Origin of the sequence: Microvirga sp. M2 (assembly GCF_047497095.1) — a bacterium.
In the GTDB taxonomy this organism is placed as follows: Bacteria; Pseudomonadota; Alphaproteobacteria; order Rhizobiales; family Beijerinckiaceae; genus Microvirga.
Genome location: NZ_CP134063.1, coordinates 3,019,744 through 3,036,778, shown reverse-complemented (window position 1 = coordinate 3,036,778; position 17,035 = coordinate 3,019,744). Strand labels below are relative to the sequence as shown.

The 17,035-nt window shown below is 64.3% G+C and carries 15 protein-coding genes; 11 read left to right on the top strand and 4 right to left on the bottom strand.

Annotated elements, in window-relative coordinates:
• Window positions 1-316: 316 nt before the first annotated feature.
• From RE429_RS14400 to RE429_RS14380, 5 genes are all read left to right on the top strand, one after another.
• Entirely contained in the window at window positions 317-4,567 is a 4,251-nt protein-coding gene (locus RE429_RS14400) for a hypothetical protein (protein WP_414471426.1), read from the top strand.
• A gap of 181 nt (window positions 4,568-4,748) precedes the next feature.
• A complete protein-coding gene (locus tag RE429_RS14395) occupies window positions 4,749-5,264 on the top strand; it encodes a single-stranded DNA-binding protein (protein WP_414471425.1) in 516 nt (171 codons plus the stop codon).
• Window positions 5,265-5,642: 378 nt separating this feature from the next.
• Complete coding sequence (locus tag RE429_RS14390; protein ID WP_414471424.1) at window positions 5,643-6,755, top strand: M20 family metallopeptidase; 1,113 nt, start codon at window positions 5,643-5,645, stop codon at window positions 6,753-6,755.
• Between the two features lie 179 nt (window positions 6,756-6,934).
• Window positions 6,935-7,369, top strand: coding sequence for a GNAT family N-acetyltransferase (locus RE429_RS14385; protein WP_414471423.1), 435 nt, complete (start codon window positions 6,935-6,937; stop codon window positions 7,367-7,369).
• Entirely contained in the window at window positions 7,263-7,790 is a 528-nt protein-coding gene (locus tag RE429_RS14380) for an RNA pyrophosphohydrolase (RefSeq protein ID WP_414471422.1), read from the top strand. The genes RE429_RS14385 and RE429_RS14380 overlap by 107 nt, the downstream gene beginning before the upstream one ends.
• A gap of 19 nt (window positions 7,791-7,809) precedes the next feature.
• On the opposite strand, the gene RE429_RS14375 is transcribed toward RE429_RS14380, so the two are convergent.
• Entirely contained in the window at window positions 7,810-8,001 is a 192-nt protein-coding gene (locus RE429_RS14375; protein WP_414471421.1) for a hypothetical protein, read from the bottom strand.
• A gap of 32 nt (window positions 8,002-8,033) precedes the next feature.
• Complete coding sequence (locus RE429_RS14370; RefSeq protein ID WP_414471420.1) at window positions 8,034-8,672, bottom strand: MarC family protein; 639 nt, start codon at window positions 8,670-8,672, stop codon at window positions 8,034-8,036.
• Window positions 8,673-8,741: 69 nt separating this feature from the next.
• On the opposite strand from RE429_RS14370, the gene RE429_RS14365 reads away from it, so the two are divergent.
• Window positions 8,742-9,596 (top strand): hypothetical protein, encoded by an 855-nt coding sequence (locus tag RE429_RS14365; protein ID WP_414471419.1) that lies wholly within the window; start codon window positions 8,742-8,744, stop codon window positions 9,594-9,596.
• Window positions 9,597-10,056: 460 nt separating this feature from the next.
• Entirely contained in the window at window positions 10,057-12,753 is a 2,697-nt protein-coding gene (gyrA, locus tag RE429_RS14360; RefSeq protein WP_414474208.1) for a DNA gyrase subunit A, read from the top strand.
• A gap of 94 nt (window positions 12,754-12,847) precedes the next feature.
• Here the strand turns inward: gyrA and RE429_RS14355 are convergent, their stop codons facing one another.
• Window positions 12,848-13,576 (bottom strand): hypothetical protein, encoded by a 729-nt coding sequence (locus tag RE429_RS14355; protein WP_414471418.1) that lies wholly within the window; start codon window positions 13,574-13,576, stop codon window positions 12,848-12,850.
• Between the two features lie 652 nt (window positions 13,577-14,228).
• Between RE429_RS14355 and coaD the strand changes: the two genes are divergently transcribed.
• From coaD to RE429_RS14335, 4 genes are read left to right on the top strand one after another with little or no spacing between them, the layout of a single operon-like run.
• Window positions 14,229-14,729 (top strand): pantetheine-phosphate adenylyltransferase, encoded by a 501-nt coding sequence (gene coaD / locus RE429_RS14350; RefSeq protein WP_414471417.1) that lies wholly within the window; start codon window positions 14,229-14,231, stop codon window positions 14,727-14,729.
• A 32-nt stretch (window positions 14,730-14,761) separates the two neighbouring features.
• Window positions 14,762-15,310, top strand: coding sequence for a peptidylprolyl isomerase (locus tag RE429_RS14345; RefSeq protein ID WP_414471416.1), 549 nt, complete (start codon window positions 14,762-14,764; stop codon window positions 15,308-15,310).
• Entirely contained in the window at window positions 15,311-15,832 is a 522-nt protein-coding gene (locus RE429_RS14340; protein ID WP_414471415.1) for a hypothetical protein, read from the top strand. It begins immediately after the preceding gene.
• Between the two features lie 48 nt (window positions 15,833-15,880).
• Window positions 15,881-16,348 carry a peptidylprolyl isomerase gene (locus RE429_RS14335; protein WP_414471414.1) on the top strand — a complete coding sequence of 156 codons (468 nt, stop codon included), beginning with the start codon at window positions 15,881-15,883 and terminating at the stop codon, window positions 16,346-16,348.
• 51 nt (window positions 16,349-16,399) lie between these two features.
• Here RE429_RS14335 and RE429_RS14330 read toward each other — a convergent pair whose 3' ends face one another.
• Window positions 16,400-16,993 carry a hypothetical protein gene (locus RE429_RS14330; protein WP_414471413.1) on the bottom strand — a complete coding sequence of 198 codons (594 nt, stop codon included), beginning with the start codon at window positions 16,991-16,993 and terminating at the stop codon, window positions 16,400-16,402.
• Between the last annotated feature and the right edge of the window lie 42 nt (window positions 16,994-17,035).

Sequence of the window (17,035 nt, the reverse complement as noted above, 5' to 3'; positions counted from 1 at the left end):
CCCAGCCATGAGCTCTGAATATGCAGCGAACTCGCTGTCCGGCGAAGCGAGCTTTGCCGAGGCCGATATCGGAACGGCTCGCTTCAAAGGTGTGAGAATCCGCAATGGGCCATGCGTATGATATATGTAATAACGTTGACATCGGGAAGGACTTTGGGTTACGTTATCTGATCCCATCAGGAGCAATGTTATGACGCTTGTTCGGTCCCTCGCTCAGTATCGTGCTGACCCTCATCCATATGATGATGCGGAAGAGGTCGTTATTCAGGATTCTGCGGACAACTTGAGCGCCCTTACCCCTGCTCAAATCACACAAATGCACGTGCATCTTGTCGATCGGATCGATGTGGATGCGGGCGTCGGCTCCCTCAGCCTCTCGGTCGCACAGGCTGCTGCTTGGGCTCGAACCGATATCGTATTTACCGGTGCAGACACGATATCCGTGCGCGGTACCAACGCGGAACTGCAAGCTCTCACGCCTGCGCAGATTGTCAGCCTGGCGGAAAAGGGGGTCGATGCGATCGTCTGCACCGATGTCGGTCTGACCATATCGGTTGCGCAGGCCATCGCGCTCGCCTCGACCGTGATGGCATTGAGTGACAACAATGTTGTCGGCGTCCTCGGCGACACGGGCGAGCTCAAGACCCTCGGGGTAAACGTACTCACTCAGCTGTCGACCAAAGGCGTCGATTTCCTCGCTTCCACCACCGGTACCAACATCTTCGATCTGGCTCGATTCAATGCTCTCGGCGGCATCCGTCTGACGGATACCGACATGAACCGGCTGGAGGCTTCCGGGCAAGTGATCGCCGCCTTGACGATTGATGATATTGGGCGACTGAGGACCAAGGGTATCGACATCCTCTTCGCGAATAATGGCGACCTGGCTTTGTCACTGGCGCAGTTGAATGCCCTGGGCTCCCTCAACGTCGGGAGCACCACCGATGTCATGGTTTTGCGGGATACGGCAGATACATTAAAAGCCCTGACGACGGATCAGATCGGGCAACTCGGCGCGAAGGGCATCGACCGAATCGACGTGAACGAGGGGAGTCTCGGTCTGTCGCTGGATCAGGCTGCGGCCTTGGCCCTCACCAATATCGTGTTCGCAAATGAGGATACGGTAAGCCTGACCGGCCTTGGTGCGAACCTTAAAACCCTCACGCCGGCTCAGATCGCTGCGTTGAACAGGAACGGCTTCGACAAGATCGATGCCACCGACAACCAGCTGAGCCTGAGCGTCGGGCAGGCCGCGGCCCTGGTTGAGACATCCATCGTTTTCGCAGCAGACGATGTGGTGAAATTGATCGATACGAAACTCAATCTGGAAAGCCTCACAGCGGATCAGATCACCGCGCTCGGCGCCCAGGGTCTCGATATCATCGACTGCTCGCCGGAGGCCGCCTTCAGCTTCTCGAAAGAGCAGGCCGAGGCCCTGCTCGCGACTTCGATTGCATTGAGCGGCGACGATACGGTGACCCTAACCGCCTCGGAAGGCGTGCTGCAGGATTTTCTCACGCCGGAGCGGATTGCTGACTTGAACGTCAAGGGCTTCGACAAGATCCATGCCACTGGCGGAAGCCTGGCCCTGTCGGCGAACGCGGCCGCCGCCCTGGCGGGAACGTCGATCATGTTCACGGAAGGTGACGTGGTGACGCTGTTCGACACCGCACTCGCTCTGGCGGGCCTCACGCCGGATCAGTTGCGCCTGCTCGGCGCCAAGGGTCTCGATGTGGTCGATTCCTTCAACGACAATCTCGCCTTGTCGGTTCAGCAGGCCGAGGCCGTGGCCGGCACGGGCATCAGCTTCACGACGGATGGGGCTGCCGGCGACGACGACGTCGTCGTGAAGGGCTTCTCGGCGGATTTCGCCGCGCTCCTCGATGCCGATGAGATCGCTGCGCTCGCCGCGAAGGGCGTCGACAGCTTCGATTCCAGGGATGATCTCATCGTCTTTACCCTGGCGCAGTTCAACGCCCTGGGCGGGATCGCCCTGACGGCGGCGGACGTCACGAAGGTTCGGGCTTCCGGCGAGGCCTTTGCCGCGCTGACATCCGATCAGTTCGCAGCCTTTGCCGCCAAGGGAATCGATTCGATCGTCGTGGATGACGGCGACCTCATTTTGAGCGTGGCACAGTTCAACGCCTTGGGCCCAGTCGGTCTGGAGGTCGACGATGCCGTGATCCTGCGGGGTGACGCCGCTGCGCTTCTCCTGCTCGACGCAGCCATGATGCAGAGACTGGCCGACAAGGGTGTCGACCGGATCGAATCGACCGACGCGGCTTTCAGCCTGTCGGTCGGTGCGGCGGCCGTTCTGGCCGGTACCGCCATCGCGCTCGGCGAAGGCAATACGGTCACGGTGACCGGTGCGCCCGGCGACCTGCAGCTGACGCCCGCTCAGATCGGCCAGCTCGCCGCCAAGGGCGTCGACGTGATCGACGCGACGGGCGACAATGCCGACATGACCCTGTCCGTCGCGCAGGCGGTTGCCCTGGCCGCCACGGCAACGATGACCCTGTCCGCGGGCGACAAGGTCACCGTGCTGGGCGACGTGGCGGATCTGCGGACCCTTTCGGACACCCAGATCACGAGGCTCGGTGAGAAGGGCGTCGACGTGCTCGACGCCACGGGCAACAACGCCGCCATGATCCTGTCCTTCGCGCAGGCGGTCGCCTTGGCGGCCACCGAGAGCATGAAGATGTCCGCGGGCGACCATGTGACCCTGCTGGCGGATGCGGTCGATCTGGTGCACCTGTCGACGACCCAGATCACCAGGCTCGGTGCGAAGGGCGTCGACGTGATCGATGCGTCAGGCGTCAACGTCGCCCTGAATCTCACGATCGATCAGGCGAGAGCCTTGGCGGATACCCCGATCGTGCTGGCGAACGACGACGACGTCACGCTCGCCCTGACGGCAGCCGAACTGCAGACCCTGACAGGGGCTCAGATCAATGCGCTTCTCGGCAAGGGCGTCGATCATATTACCGTGACGAACCCGAACAACGAGACGCTCTTCCTGACCGTGGCGCAGCTCGAGGCGGTGGCCGGTCTCGATTTGTCCGCCTTCGAGAATATCGTTCTTCGCGATACCGGCGCAAAGCTAGGAAGCCTCTCGGTTTCCAAGATCGCGCAGATCGCCGAGTGGGGAATCGATTCCGTGGATGCCGGAAACGACATCCTGGTTCTGAACCTGGCGCAACTGAATGCCTTCAGGCAGATCGGGCTGACGGAGAACGACTCGATCACTCTGCTCGATACGAGCGCGTGGCTCGTCGAACTGACGGCGGACCAGATCAGGGCCCTGGACGTCCAGGGCGTCGACCGACTCAATGTCCTCGACGACGAATGGCGAATGACGATCGCCCAGGCCAAGGCTCTGGCGGCGACCGACATCGGCCTTTTCGCGACGGACGAGGTGATCCTCAAGGGGACTGCCGCGGAAGTGGCGACCCTCACGGCTGCCGACATCATCGCTCTGGGTCGCAAGAACCTCGACATGATCGACGTGAGCGACAATGCCGCGACCTTGAGCGCAGCGCAGGCTGCGGCGCTCGCCTCGACCGCCTCCCTGAAGTTCTCTGCGGGCGATGCGGTCACCGTGTCCGATACGGGCGATGCGCTTGCCGCGCTCACCCCGGCGCAGATCGGTGCTTTGGCCGCCAAGGGTATCGATGCCCTGGATGCTTCGGACAACCGGCTCAAGCTGTCCGTCGCCCAGTTCGGGATGCTCGGCGACGTGGGGTTGACGGCAGGCGACGTCGTCACCTTGGCGGATACGGGCGGCACGCTTTCCGCCCTCTCTGCAGCGCAGATCGGTGCGTTAGCCGCCAAGGGCATCGATGCCCTGGATGCTTCGGACGACAGGCTAAAGCTGTCCATCGCCCAGCTCGGAGCGCTTGGCGAGCTCGGTCTGACCCCTGGCGACACGGTGACGTTGGCCGATACGGGCGCAGCGCTTTCCGCCCTCACGGCGGCGCAGATGGGGGCTCTTGTGGCCAGGGGCGTCGATGCGGTCGATGCGTCTGACAACAGGATCGATCTCTCCCTGGAGCAGTTCAATGCGCTGAGGCTTCTGACCCTGGCTGCGGAAGACGTCGTCAGGGTTCAGGGAACGTCCTCTGCGAACGTCTTCGTCAGCCAAGGCAACAGCGGGGCATTCTTCGGGTTGGGCGGCAACGACCGGCTGACCGGTGGGTCGGGCAACGACACGCTCGACGGCGGCATTGGGCGGGATGTTCTCACGGGCGGGACGGGCCAGGACACCTTCGTGTTCCGGGACCGGCCGGCCAGCGCCAACTACGACACGATCACCGACTACAACAAGGCCCTCGACAGCATCCAGCTCGACAACAAGTACATGGCCAAGCTCGGCGGCCCGGGCCGTCTGAGCAGCTCCAAGTTCGTGGTCGGCAAGGTGGCCAAGGATGGCAACGACCACCTGATCTACGACAAGGGCACGGGCAAGCTCTATTACGACCCTGACGGCTCGGGCAGCCAGGCGCAGGTGCTCATCGCCCAGTTCACCAACAAGGTCGCGCTCACCGCCTCCGAGTTCACGATCATCTGATCGGGATCGGCGCAGCGAATTCGATGGCTTCGGCCTCCTTCACATGAAGGGGGCCGAAGGCGCAGCTGGGCGGGCTCCGCTCGGGCAGGGGGGCTGGGCATTCTGGGGACAGGTCGCTCCCGGGCTTGTCCTGGCATCCATTTGGCTCCAGAACAGCCCCACGTGAACAGGAGAGTGCCCGATGGCAGGCAGCGTGAACAAGGTGATATTGGTGGGCAATCTGGGGCGGGATCCCGAGGTGCGCCGGCTGAACAACGGCGAGCCGGTGGTCAACCTGCGCATTGCGACCTCGGAGACCTGGAAGGACAAGGCCACGGGCGAGCGCAAGGAAAAGACCGAGTGGCACTCGGTGGTGATCTTCAACGAGAACCTGGGCCGGGTGGCCGAGCAATATCTCAAGAAGGGCTCGAAGGTTTACATCGAAGGGCAGCTCCAGACCCGCAAATGGACCGACCAGTCGGGCCAGGAGAAGTACACCACCGAGGTGGTGCTGCAGCGCTTCCGCGGCGAGATGACGATCCTGGACGGGCGCTCGGGCGGCGGGGCGTCGTCGGAATACGGCGACGAGGAGCCGGGCCAGATCAGCCGCGGCGGCGATTTCGGCCGTTCCTCCCCCATGGAACGCCGGCCGTCTCCGGTTCCGAGCGGAGGCGGAACCCCGCGCTACAACGACCTCGACGACGATATTCCGTTCTAGGGTTATGTCCCGTAAAGGGGATGCTGCCGGTCGGTTGCGCTGCGGGCTCCTCGAGCCGGACCGTGACCGATCGGCTCCGGCGGGGCGAAGCGCATGTCCTCCGCGGATAGACGTTACGGATCTTGGCCGGTGCGGCCCTCCGGGGTCGCTCGAACGATGTACGGCGTGAGGCGGGAGCATCGGACGGATCATGGACATCGAGGCCGCTTGTCACTGGCCGGCGGTCCGGCGATTGACCGTGACATCGCCCCGCGAGGGGGGTAAGAGACCCAAAGGCGGCTTCAGCCGCCTTTTCCTTTGAGCATCGGACGTGAAAAGTGGAATCCACTTTTGGGATTGAATCCGATGCTCCCTCCTAGAGACCCTTGCGAAGCCGCCATGACCTCCCCAGCCCTCGATACCCTCTTCACCTGGATCCGCACCGAGAGCCCGACCCACGACGTGGCCGGCGTAAACCTGATGATGGATCTCGTCGTCGGGCAGATGGCGGACGCGCCGGTCGCCGTCGAGCGCGTCCAGGGAGAGCAGGGGCTCGGCGATGCCCTGATCCTGCGCGCGGGCCCGCAGACGGACGAGCCCGCCATCCTGATCCTGTCGCATCTCGACACCGTGCACCCCGTCGGCACCATCGAGAAGGACCTGCCGCTGCGGATCGAGGGGGACCGGCTCTACGGCCCCGGCGTCTACGACATGAAGGCCAGCGCCTGGTACTGCCTGGAGGCCTTCAAGGAGGTCGCCCGGAAAGGCACGGCCGCCCGTCCGCTGATCTATCTCGTCACGCCCGATGAGGAAATCGGCTCGCCCATGACGCGGCCGATCATCGAGAATTTCGCCCGCCGCACGGCCTATACCCTCGTGACGGAGCCGGGGCGGGACGGCGGCAAGGTCGTCACGGCCCGCAAGGGCGTCGGGCGCTTCGACGTGCGTGTGGAGGGCCGCCCGGCCCATGCGGGCTCGCGCCACGCACACGGGCGCAACGCCGTCTACGAGGCGGCACGCCAGATCCTCGCCATCGAGGCCATGACCGATTACGCCCGGGGTATCACGACCACGGTCGGCATGGTGTCGGGCGGGACGGCGGTGAACACGATCCCGCAGCATTGCAGTTTCCCCGTGGATTTGCGCGTCGAGACCGTGGCGGACGGCGAGGCGCTGGCGCGGGCGATCCTCGGGCTCAAGCCCCAGGATCCCGATTTCAAGATCACCGTGACCGGCGGCATGAACCGGCCGCCCTACGAGTGCACGGAAGGAACCGCGAAGCTGTTCGAGCATGCGAAATCGCTCGCGGCCGAGATCGGCTTCGACCTCGTCTCCGCCCCCCGGGTCGGCGGCGGCTCGGACGGCAACTTCACGGCGGCGCTCGGCGTGCCGACCCTCGACGGCATCGGCATCGACGGGGACGGAGCGCATACGCTGCACGAATACGGCTTGATTTCCTCCATCGCTCCGCGCCAGGAACTCGTGAAGCGCCTGCTGGAGACGCTCCGCTGATCGCGATCGGCGATCTGCGCGACAGGCCGGAATTCGCCGATACGGTCGCGGATCGGGTCTGGCGCGCCTTCTGGAAGGACGACGGTCATCCGATCGGCCTGCTGACGGGACTCGTCCGGGAGAGCCTGGCGGCAGGCCCCGTTCCCACGACCTTCGTGGCGCATGACGGCGGGCGGTTCGTGGGAACCGTCTCCGTGATCGCCTGCGACGAGGAGAGGCGTCCCCATTACACCCCCTGGGTCGCGGCCCTGTGGGTCGAACCGGGGGATCGCCGGCGGGGTGTCGGGGCGGCCCTCGTCGAGAGGGCGGCAAAATTTGCCTTCGGCACGGGGGCTGCCCGGGTCTATCTTCTCTCGCGCGAACGCCGCCGGGCCTATTACGAGAGCCTCGGCTGGTCGGTGCTCGAGAGCGGCGTGCTGGAGCCGGGGCTTCATGTCCTGATCAGGAATGCGGGCGAGGGGCGTTGCCGAGGGGCATTGCCGAGGGGCATTGCCGAGGGGCATTGCAATGAATGTGCAGGCGAAGCCGGACTACCGGCCCAATGTGGGCATAGCCCTGTTCAACGATCGCGGGCAGGTGCTGATGGCCCGGCGGCTCGGGAATTCGGGCCCTGAAATTATCGCGCCGGGCCATGAGTGGCAGATGCCGCAGGGCGGCATCGATGCGGACGAGGATCCGCTGGCGGCGGCCCTGCGCGAGCTTCAGGAAGAGACGAGCGTCACGAACGCGGCCTATCTGGGCGAGACGGCGTCGTGGCTGAGCTACGATTTTCCGCCCTATGACGGCCCCGTCCACCATCTTTCGGGCTACCGGGGGCAGCGGCAGAAATGGTTCGCCCTGCGCTTCACCGGCGACGAGAGCGAGATCGACGTCACGCTCACGCACGGCAATGCCGTTCCCGAATTCGCCGAATGGCGCTGGCAGGAACTCGCCGCCGCGCCCGGGCTCGTCGTGCCCTTCAAGCGGGCGGTCTACGAGCATGTGGCGGGGGCGTTCGCAGGCTTCGCGCTCGCGCCTGCCGCGCGAAGCGATTGAGGCGACCGCCTCCGAGATCTCAGTCGTCGTCCTCCTTGTCCGGCTGCGCGATCTCGGGATGCTTGCGCACGAGTACGTCCCTGTCCTTGGCCAGCGCCTCCCAGGTGCGCGCCATCTCGACCAGCTGATCGCGCTGCGGTCCCTCCGGAACCTGCTTGGCGAGCACGCGGCATTCTTCGGCATGTTTGCGGTATTCGGACGCTTTCTTCATGGCTTCTTCTTTGTTTGACGGAGAACCATCGCTTACAACGTCTCAGGACGCAGCAAGGCACCGACGCCGTCGATGATGAATTGCACGGCCAGTCCCGCCAGGATGACGCCGAGCAGCCGGGTCAGGACCACGTTCCCGGTCACGCCGAGCCAGCGGGAGACGCGCTCGGCCGCGGAGAACACGATGAAGCAGCTTACAATTCCGAGGGCGATCAGGATGATCAGGGACGAGAGATAGACGAGATTTCCATCGGCCCGCCCGGCCAGGAGGATGACCGCCGTGATGGCTCCGGGGCCGGCCATGAGCGGGATCGCCAGGGGAAAGGCCGCGATGTTGCGGATATGGTCCTCCGTGATGGCGATCTCGGCCGTGTGCTGCTTGCGCTCGTTGCGGCGCTCGAACACCATCTCGAACGCGATCCAGAACAGCAGCAGCCCGCCCGAGATGCGGAAGGCCGGGATCCCGACCCCGAGGAGGCGCAGGAGAACCTCGCCGCCGAGGCCGAAAAAGGCCAGGATGCAGAAGGCGATCAGGCTCGCCCGGGTGGAGACCCGGCGGCGCTCCTCCGAATTCATGCCCCGGGTCAGCGACACGAAGATGGGGGCGAGGGCGACCGGATCGAGGGTCACGAGCAGCGTGACGAGAGCGGCGGAGATATAGTCGAAGAGCATCGGCTGGACCTTCAGGACAGCTTTGCTTTATGGGGTGCCGGCAGGGTTTTGGCGAGAGGGTGCGCAACGATGTTCACGATTTTGGACAAGATCAGCTGGCCCGGCCGTCCCGACAAGGCCAACGAGGATGTCTGCGGGGCGTCCCAGGACTGGGCCTGGGTGATCGACACGTCGATCTTTCCCGGCACGGCGCCGGTGGTGCACCCGGAGAGCGACGCGGCCTGGCTCGCGGCCTTCGCGGACGAGCGCCTGTCGAATCTCGCGCCCCAGGCCGAGGACGGGGCCGCCCTGATCCGGCACGTGATGGAGGAAGCCCGCACCGCCTACAGGGCCGTCGCTCCCCTGGAGCGGCACGAGGATTTCGTCACCTGGCCGCTCGGGGCCATGACCCTCGTCCGGCGGCGCGGAAACGGTCTCGATGCCTGGACGTTCGGGGATACGACGGCCTTCGTGCGCCGACCCGACGGCACCGTCCTGACCGTGGGGGAGGCTCCCGACCTCAGGAATTTCGAAGCCGCCAAGGCGGCCGAGCTGATGCAGGCCGCGAAGTCCCGGCCGAACGACATCCTCGCCGAGCCCGTGTTCCTCGACTGGCTCGGCGAGCGCCGCGAGCGGCAGCGCAGGAGCGGTGTCCCGGCGGCCCTGCTGAGCTTCAACCCGGATGCCGCCGACCGCCTGCGGCACGAGAGCGTGCCCTGCGAGGACGGCACCGTCATTCTGCTCGCGAGCGATGGCTTCTCGGCCCTGGTCGACCTGTACGGGGCCTTCGACGCCCCGAGCCTGATGGACGTCGCCATCGCCTCGGGCCTGGAGCCGCTCGCCCGGAAGGCGCGGGAGATCGAGACGGCGGTGGACCCGGACGGCAGGCGCTATCCCCGGTTCAAGCAGAGCGACGACACGACGGCGCTTCTGCTGCGGGTTTAAGGGAAACGAGAGCTTCCCCGGCGTGTCATCCCCCGCGAAGGCGGGGGCCCATAGCCGCTGACGCTTCCGGAGAAGGGCATTGCGGCACCCGCTCGCTCCATTCTGAACCGCTGGCGGCTATGGATCCGGGGCTACGCCGTGCGGCCTCAAGGGTGACGCTGGGGGGGCGGTCGCGACAAGGCTGGAGGGCCCTTCCCGGATCCGCGTCCTCTTGCCTCTGGAAAACGCCTCGAAAACCTTGAAAATGGCGCGGAAAACGGCCATCTAAGGATTTGAATTTCAATTGGATTCGCGAGGCTGCCGAGTGGCTTGACGAAGCGGCATCTGGAGCCGCCTCTCGCGATGGGGCAGACCGTTTTAAGAAAGACCTACCTTGACCGATCCGAACGATATCCGCTCCGGCGGCCCCGGCGGGGACCAGCCGGCCAGCGACATCAAGCTGATTTCCATCGTCGACGAGATGAAGCGCTCCTACCTCGATTACGCCATGAGCGTGATCGTGAGCCGCGCTTTGCCCGATGCGCGCGACGGTCTCAAGCCGGTCCATCGGCGCATCCTCTACTCGATGCACGAGAACGGCTACACGCCCGACAAGAAATACGTGAAGTCCGCCCGCATCGTCGGCGACGTGATGGGTCAATACCATCCGCACGGCGACAGCGCGATCTACGACGCCTTGGTGCGCATGGCGCAGGACTTTTCGCTCCGCCTCATGCTCGTGGACGGGCAGGGCAATTTCGGCTCCGTGGACGGCGACCCCCCGGCGGCGATGCGCTACACCGAGTCCCGCCTTGCCAAGGCGGCGATGCCGCTGCTCGACGACATCGACAAGGACACGGTCGATTTCACGCCCAACTACGACGAGTCGAAGGACGAGCCCTCGGTCCTGCCCGCGCGCTTCCCGAACCTGCTCGTCAACGGCGCAGGCGGCATCGCGGTCGGTATGGCCACCAACATGCCTCCCCACAATCTGGGCGAGGTCATCGACGGCTGCCTGGCCTATATCGACAATCCCGGTGTTTCCGCCGAGGAGCTGATCGAGATCATTCCCGGGCCGGATTTCCCCACCGGTGCGTTGATCCTCGGCCGCGCGGGCGCGCGGTCGGCCTACACCACGGGCCGCGGCTCCATCATCATGCGGGCCAAGTCCGAGGTCGAGGAGATCCGCAAGGATCGCGAGGCGCTGATCTTCACCGAGATCCCGTATCAGGTGAACAAGGCTTCGCTGATCGAGAAGATCGCCGAACTCGTGCGCGAGAAGAAGATCGAGGGCATCGCCGATCTGCGCGACGAATCCGACCGCGACGGCATGCGCATCGTGGTCGAGATCAAGCGCGACGCCATGGCGGACGTGGTGCTCAACCAGCTCTATCGCTATACGCCGCTCCAGACGAGCTTCGGCGCCAACATGGTGGCGCTCAACGGCGGCCGTCCCGAGCAGATGACGCTCAAGGACCTGATCGGCGCCTTCGTCGATTTCCGCGAGGAGGTCGTCTCCCGCCGCACCAAGTTCCTGCTCAACAAGGCGCGCGAGCGCGCCCACGTATTGTGCGGCCTTGCGATCGCGGTCGCCAATATCGACGAAGTGATCCGCCTCATCCGCACGGCGCCCGATCCGAACAGCGCCCGCGAGGCCCTCATGGGCCGCGACTGGCCCGCTCACGACATCGCGCCGCTGATCGCGCTGGTCGACGATCCGCGCCACAAGATCAACGACGACGGCACCTACCGCCTCTCCGAGACCCAGGCCCGCGCGATCCTCGATCTGCGCCTGCAGCGCCTGACCGCTCTCGGCCGGGACGAGGTCGGCGACGAACTCGCCAAGCTCGCGGCCGAGATCTCGGAATACCTCGAGATCCTGCGCTCGCGCGCCCGCATCATGGGCATCATCAAGGACGAGCTCGCAGAGATCAAGGAGGCCTATGCCACGCCGCGCAAGACCCGGATCGTGGACTGGGATTCCGACGTGGACGACGAGGACCTCATCGCCCGCGAGGACATGGTGGTGACCGTCTCCCACGCCGGCTACATCAAGCGCGTGCCGCTCTCGACCTACCGGGCGCAGCGCCGCGGCGGCAAGGGCCGTTCCGCCATGACGACGCGGGACGAGGATTTCGTCACCCGCCTGTTCGTGGCGAACACCCATACGCCGGTGATCTTCTTCTCGTCCAAGGGCCAGGCCTATAAGGAAAAGGTGTGGCGCCTGCCGCTCGCGGCTCCGAACGCCAAGGGCAAGGCGCTGGTGAACATGCTGCCGCTCAGCCAGGGCGAGCGCATCAACGCCATCATGCCGCTGCCCGAGGACGAGGCGTCCTGGGACAAGCTCGACGTGATGTTCACGACCTCGCGCGGCACGGTCCGCCGCAACAAGCTGTCGGACTTCGTGCAGGTCAATCGCGGCGGCAAGATCGCCATGAAGCTGGACGAGGGCGAGTCCATTGTCGACGTGCAGATCTGCTCGGAGCATGACGACGTGCTGCTCACCACGGCCAAGGGCCAGTGCATCCGCTTCCCCGTGACGGATGTGCGCGTGTTCAAGGGCCGCGATTCCATGGGCGTGCGCGGCATCAACCTAGCCGAGGGCGACAAGATCATCTCCATGGCGATTCTGCGCCACGTGGAGGCGACGGGCGAGGAGCGCGCCGCCTATCTCAAGATGCGCCGCGCCGTCATGGGCGAGCAGTCTAACGGCGATGCCGAAGCGGCGGGTGCGGAGGACGCGGAGGAGATCGAGAACGGCAACGTCTCCCTCTCGCAGGAGCGCTATGCGGAGATGAGCGCGCAGGAGCAATGCATCCTGACGATCTCCGAAAAGGGCTACGGCAAGCGCACCCTGTCCTACGAATACCGCATCACGGGACGCGGCGGCAAAGGCATCACGGCCATGGCGGTGAACAGCCGCAACGGCGTGCTGGTGGCCTCGTTCCCGGTGGAAAACGCCGACCAGATCATGCTCGTCACCGACGGCGGCCAGCTGATCCGTGTCCCGGTGGACGGCATCCGCGTCGTCGGCCGCAACTCGCAGGGCGTCACGATCTTCTCCACGCGCGACAAGGAACGCGTGGTCTCGGTGGAGCACATCGAGGGTGAGGAAGGCGAAGACGGCGAGAATGGCGAGGACGCCGGAGCCGAGGGCGACGTCGGCGGCGAAGAGTAAGAGCTGCCGCGCATCTGCCACTTTGAGACCCGCCGACCTCGGTCGGCGGGTTTTCTGTTGGTGCTGACAGAGGCGGCGCGTCAGATCGCCAAGATCAGATCGCCAAGAGAAGAAACTCTTTCGTCAGCAGGTCCGTCTCCCGCTCATAAGCCCGGCTCAGCCGCTCCGTGTGGTCCTTGCGCGTGAACCAATCGTACCACTGAGCGGCTGCTTCGCTCGGACGCCCGGGCAAGAGGCTGCTCCTGTTGAAACGCCGCGCCCCGAGCCCGAAGTAGATTGCACTGGCCATGCGCAGGGTGGCTTCGCGCGTTTCGCAGCCCTCCCAGAGCGCTCGCAATTGTGAGGTGTCGACAGGCGTTGGGAGGGCAATCTGAACGATCTCGCATGCATCGTTTCCAAACCCGTTCCATGAGGGCTGGTTTTGTCGTGCGAGCGCGCAGGCCAGTTCTTCAGAGGAAATGGGACGGCACAAGGTTTCCCCGAACAGGACCGTCAACCAGTCACCCAGAGCCGAAGCCTCCTGGCGTGTAAGGCAATCTTCAGGGGCGTAACGAAACCGGGAGAAGATGCTGTCTGCATCCAAATAGGTCGGTCGATCACCCTGGGTGATCAGCTCCATGTAGCGCGGCAACAGATAGAGAAACTGATCCGACCAGCCATGCGCCGAATTGGTGTATTCGGAGAGCTGCTCGTTCGAAAGCTCGCGCAGGGGCGTCTTGAGAATGCTCTCGGCGATCTCTGCGGACATGCAGGATTCGCAATGGCAGACGTCCAGCTGCTGACCGAGACCATGGTGGCCGAACGCCTCATAGGCGGCCTGCAAGGTCTCGTTCAGGCGCGGGGTCATCTCCGGCAACTGCCCAGATACGGTTGATCAGAAGCCCAGTATAGCAGGATGATATAAAGTTCGAAAGCGGGGCGTCTGCCGAGGTTCAAAGCCCCAATCGACCTCTCGTTCCAGGCTTCGCCAAAGGGCAGGAGAGCGGATAGCTCTGAGCCAAGGACGAGAAGCCGTCAGGTCGGATCAGAACAGGTGCAGCCCTTGGACGGCGGCCGGGCTCAGGACGGCGACTGCGAGAAGAACGACAATGCCAAGACGAAATGCCATGGAGTGGCTCCCGAAAAGGTTAACAAAGAGTTACCTAGGGCGAGCCAAGATCTCGTCCAGTCTAGGTTGCATTGGATCGTGATTCCGGGTGGTGTGAAAAACCTACGGTTGAGAGAAATCAGGCTAAGGCCATGACCTCAAAAGGTTTTTCGCGGCCGGATTGATCCTCACATCGTCAACAGCATATAGCCGGACGCAATGGCGGCGGGCGTGAGGACGAGGAAAGCCGTTGCAAGGGTGATGACGAGCCGAACGATCATGTGAACCTCCCTGCGATGCGGGTTTCCATCTGCCACGAGCCCGTCGAGGGCGCCGTGCGCTGGCGCACGGCTTGCCGATATCGAATTCTCCCGCTACGCCTTGAGCCATGACGCGCACAGCCCTCTATACCGGCAGCTTCGATCCCGTCACCAACGGCCATCTGGACGTCCTGCGCCAGGCTTGCAGCGTGGCGGACACGATCGTCGTGGCCATCGGCGTCCATTCCTCCAAGGCCCCGATCTTCACGGCCGAGGAGCGGGCCGAGATGCTGCGGGAGGTCTGCGGCCCCGTGCTGCAGGCCAGAGGCGTGGAGCTGGAGGTCGTCACCTTCAGCGATCTCGCCGTGGATGCCGCCCGGCGCCAGGGGGCCGGTCTCATCATCCGGGGTCTGCGGGATGGCACGGATTTCGACTATGAGATCCAGATGGCGTCCATGAACGCCGCCATGGCGCCCGAGGTCCAGACGGTGTTCTTTCCGGCCTCCCCGCCGGTTCGCCCGATTACCGCCACGCTTGTCCGGCAGATCGCCGCCATGGGCGGCGACGTTTCGGCCTTCGTGCCGGGACTTGTCGCGGAGCGACTCAAGGCCAAATTCACGCGGCCATAACGTTTTTCGATCCTCAGAGGAGAACCCCTTCCATGAAGCGTTTGCTCGCAGCCGGTGCGCTCGTGCTGGCCGGCCTCGTTCCGGCCGCGGCCCAGCCGGCCAAAGACCCGCAGAACACCGTTTACCTGGACACCAAGGACGGCCGCATCACCATCCGCCTGCGCCCGGACCTCGCCCCCAAGCATGTGGAGCAGATCAAGGCGCTCACGAAGCAGGGCTTCTATAACGGGGTTCCGTTCCACCGGGTGATCGAGGGCTTCATGGCTCAGACGGGCGATCCGACGGGCACCGGCACCGGCAAGTCCAACCTGCCGGACATCCCGGCGGAATTCACCCAGACCCAGTACAAGCGCGGCTCCGTCGGCATGGCCCGCTCGCAGAGCCCCAATTCCGCCAACAGCCAGTTCTTCATCTGCTACGACGGCTGCGGCCCGCTGACCGGACAATACACGCTCTTCGGAGAGGTGGTGTCCGGCATGGACGTGGCCGACAAGATCAAGAAGGGGAACGCCGCCGCGAACGGCATGGTGTCCAATCCCGACAAGATCGTGAAGATGCAGCTCGCCACCGACGCGAAGTGAATGGGCTCCGGCCAGCCATCCGGAGCGCGATGGATCGCCGTCCCGCTCCTCCTCGCCGCGACCTCCGCTTCGGCGGTCGCCGGGGACGGTTGGCGCGGCCACGGTCTTTATCGCCATCCGGAAGGTTCCTGGTACAGGCCCTTCGAGGAGCTTCCGCCCCTGCCCGAAGGCATCATAGGAACCGTCAGGCCACAGCCGGATGCGGGGCCGGTCGGGCGCGTCAACACCATGCAGGACGTCTTCAAGGCTTTGCAGGCCTGCTGGCATCCGCCGCATGGGGGAGGCTATTCGGGCCAGGAAGTCACGTTGCGCCTCAGCTTCAAGCGTAACGGCGAGGTTCTGGGCCGGCCGCAGATCACCTACTACAAGCCGGGAACGGAGGGGGAGCAGCGCGAGCCTTTCACCCGCTCCATTCGCGACGCTTTCGAGCGCTGCACGCCCTTTCCGTTCACGGAAAGCTTTGGAGCAGCCATCGCGGGACGCATCTTTGCCTTCCGTTTCGTCGACGCCCGACCTATGTGAACGGGCAGGAATAGAATTTTGCCGAACAAACCGCTTCAGGAGAGACCGATGGCAGATCCGGAAAACACCCTCATCATGGAAACCACGAAGGGCCGCGTGGTCATCGAACTGCGCCCCGATCTCGCCCCCGGCCATGTGGAGCGCATCAAGACCTTGGCCCGCAAGGGATTTTATGACGGCATCGCCTTCCACCGGGTGATCGACGGCTTCATGGCCCAGACCGGCTGTCCCCAGGGCACCGGCACCGGCGGCTCCGACCTGCCGGACCTGAAGGCCGAGTTCAACGCCGAGCCGCACGTGCGCGGCACATGCTCCATGGCGCGCACCAATTTCCCCCACTCGGCCAATTCGCAGTTCTTCATCTGCTTCGACGACGCCCGCTTCCTCGACAAGCAATACACCGTCTGGGGCAAGGTGACGGAAGGCATGGATAATGTGGACAAGATCAAGCGCGGCGAGCCCGTGAGCGATCCGGACCGCATCATTTCGATGAAGGTCGCGGCCGACGCTGCGTAAGCGACTGAGTTGCCGTCCAGAACCTCCCGCCTCTCGCGGGAGGTTTTTCTTTTAGGCCTTGAGTGTGGGCTGCAGAGCCTTCCTGGCCACCAGGGCACCACGTACGCCATTGATGCTGAAAAGCAGGGCCAGGAGGGCCACAACAGTTCCGCGTCCGGGAGCAGCCACAAGCTTCATGGCAACTTCGAGAGCAATCCAGATGACGCCGATGCACGCAATGACGAGGCTCTCGCGCTTATAGAAGAACCAAGCCATCAGGCTCGCAGCCACAATGGCTACAAGGTCGAGGCCCAGAGAGGTCGCAAACTCGATCCCGTCCAGAGCGCCCATCAAGTCCCGGCCCGTCGTGAGTACGAGCACAGCAACGATGGCATATGAGACTGCGATATAGGCGAGAGCGATGGCGCCGGCCTTGATGGCCTCTCTCCGACCCTTCTCGGTCCTTACATCGGGCCAAAGTTTACGGAGCGGGTTGGGTTTGGGTTGGGACTTGTCGTCTGAGTTTTCCATGAGGCTCTTCGGAGTCGATTGATGAAATGGAATTTCATAACAATCGATGGCAGCTGGCAAGTCCTTTGAGAAGAAGAAGCCTGAAGCCGTCTGATTTTCGGTGGATTGCGGCCATTGACGGCCAGCCTTCTTCAAGCCGATAACCGGTGCCCCGAAACCAGCCTCTCGGAATACCGC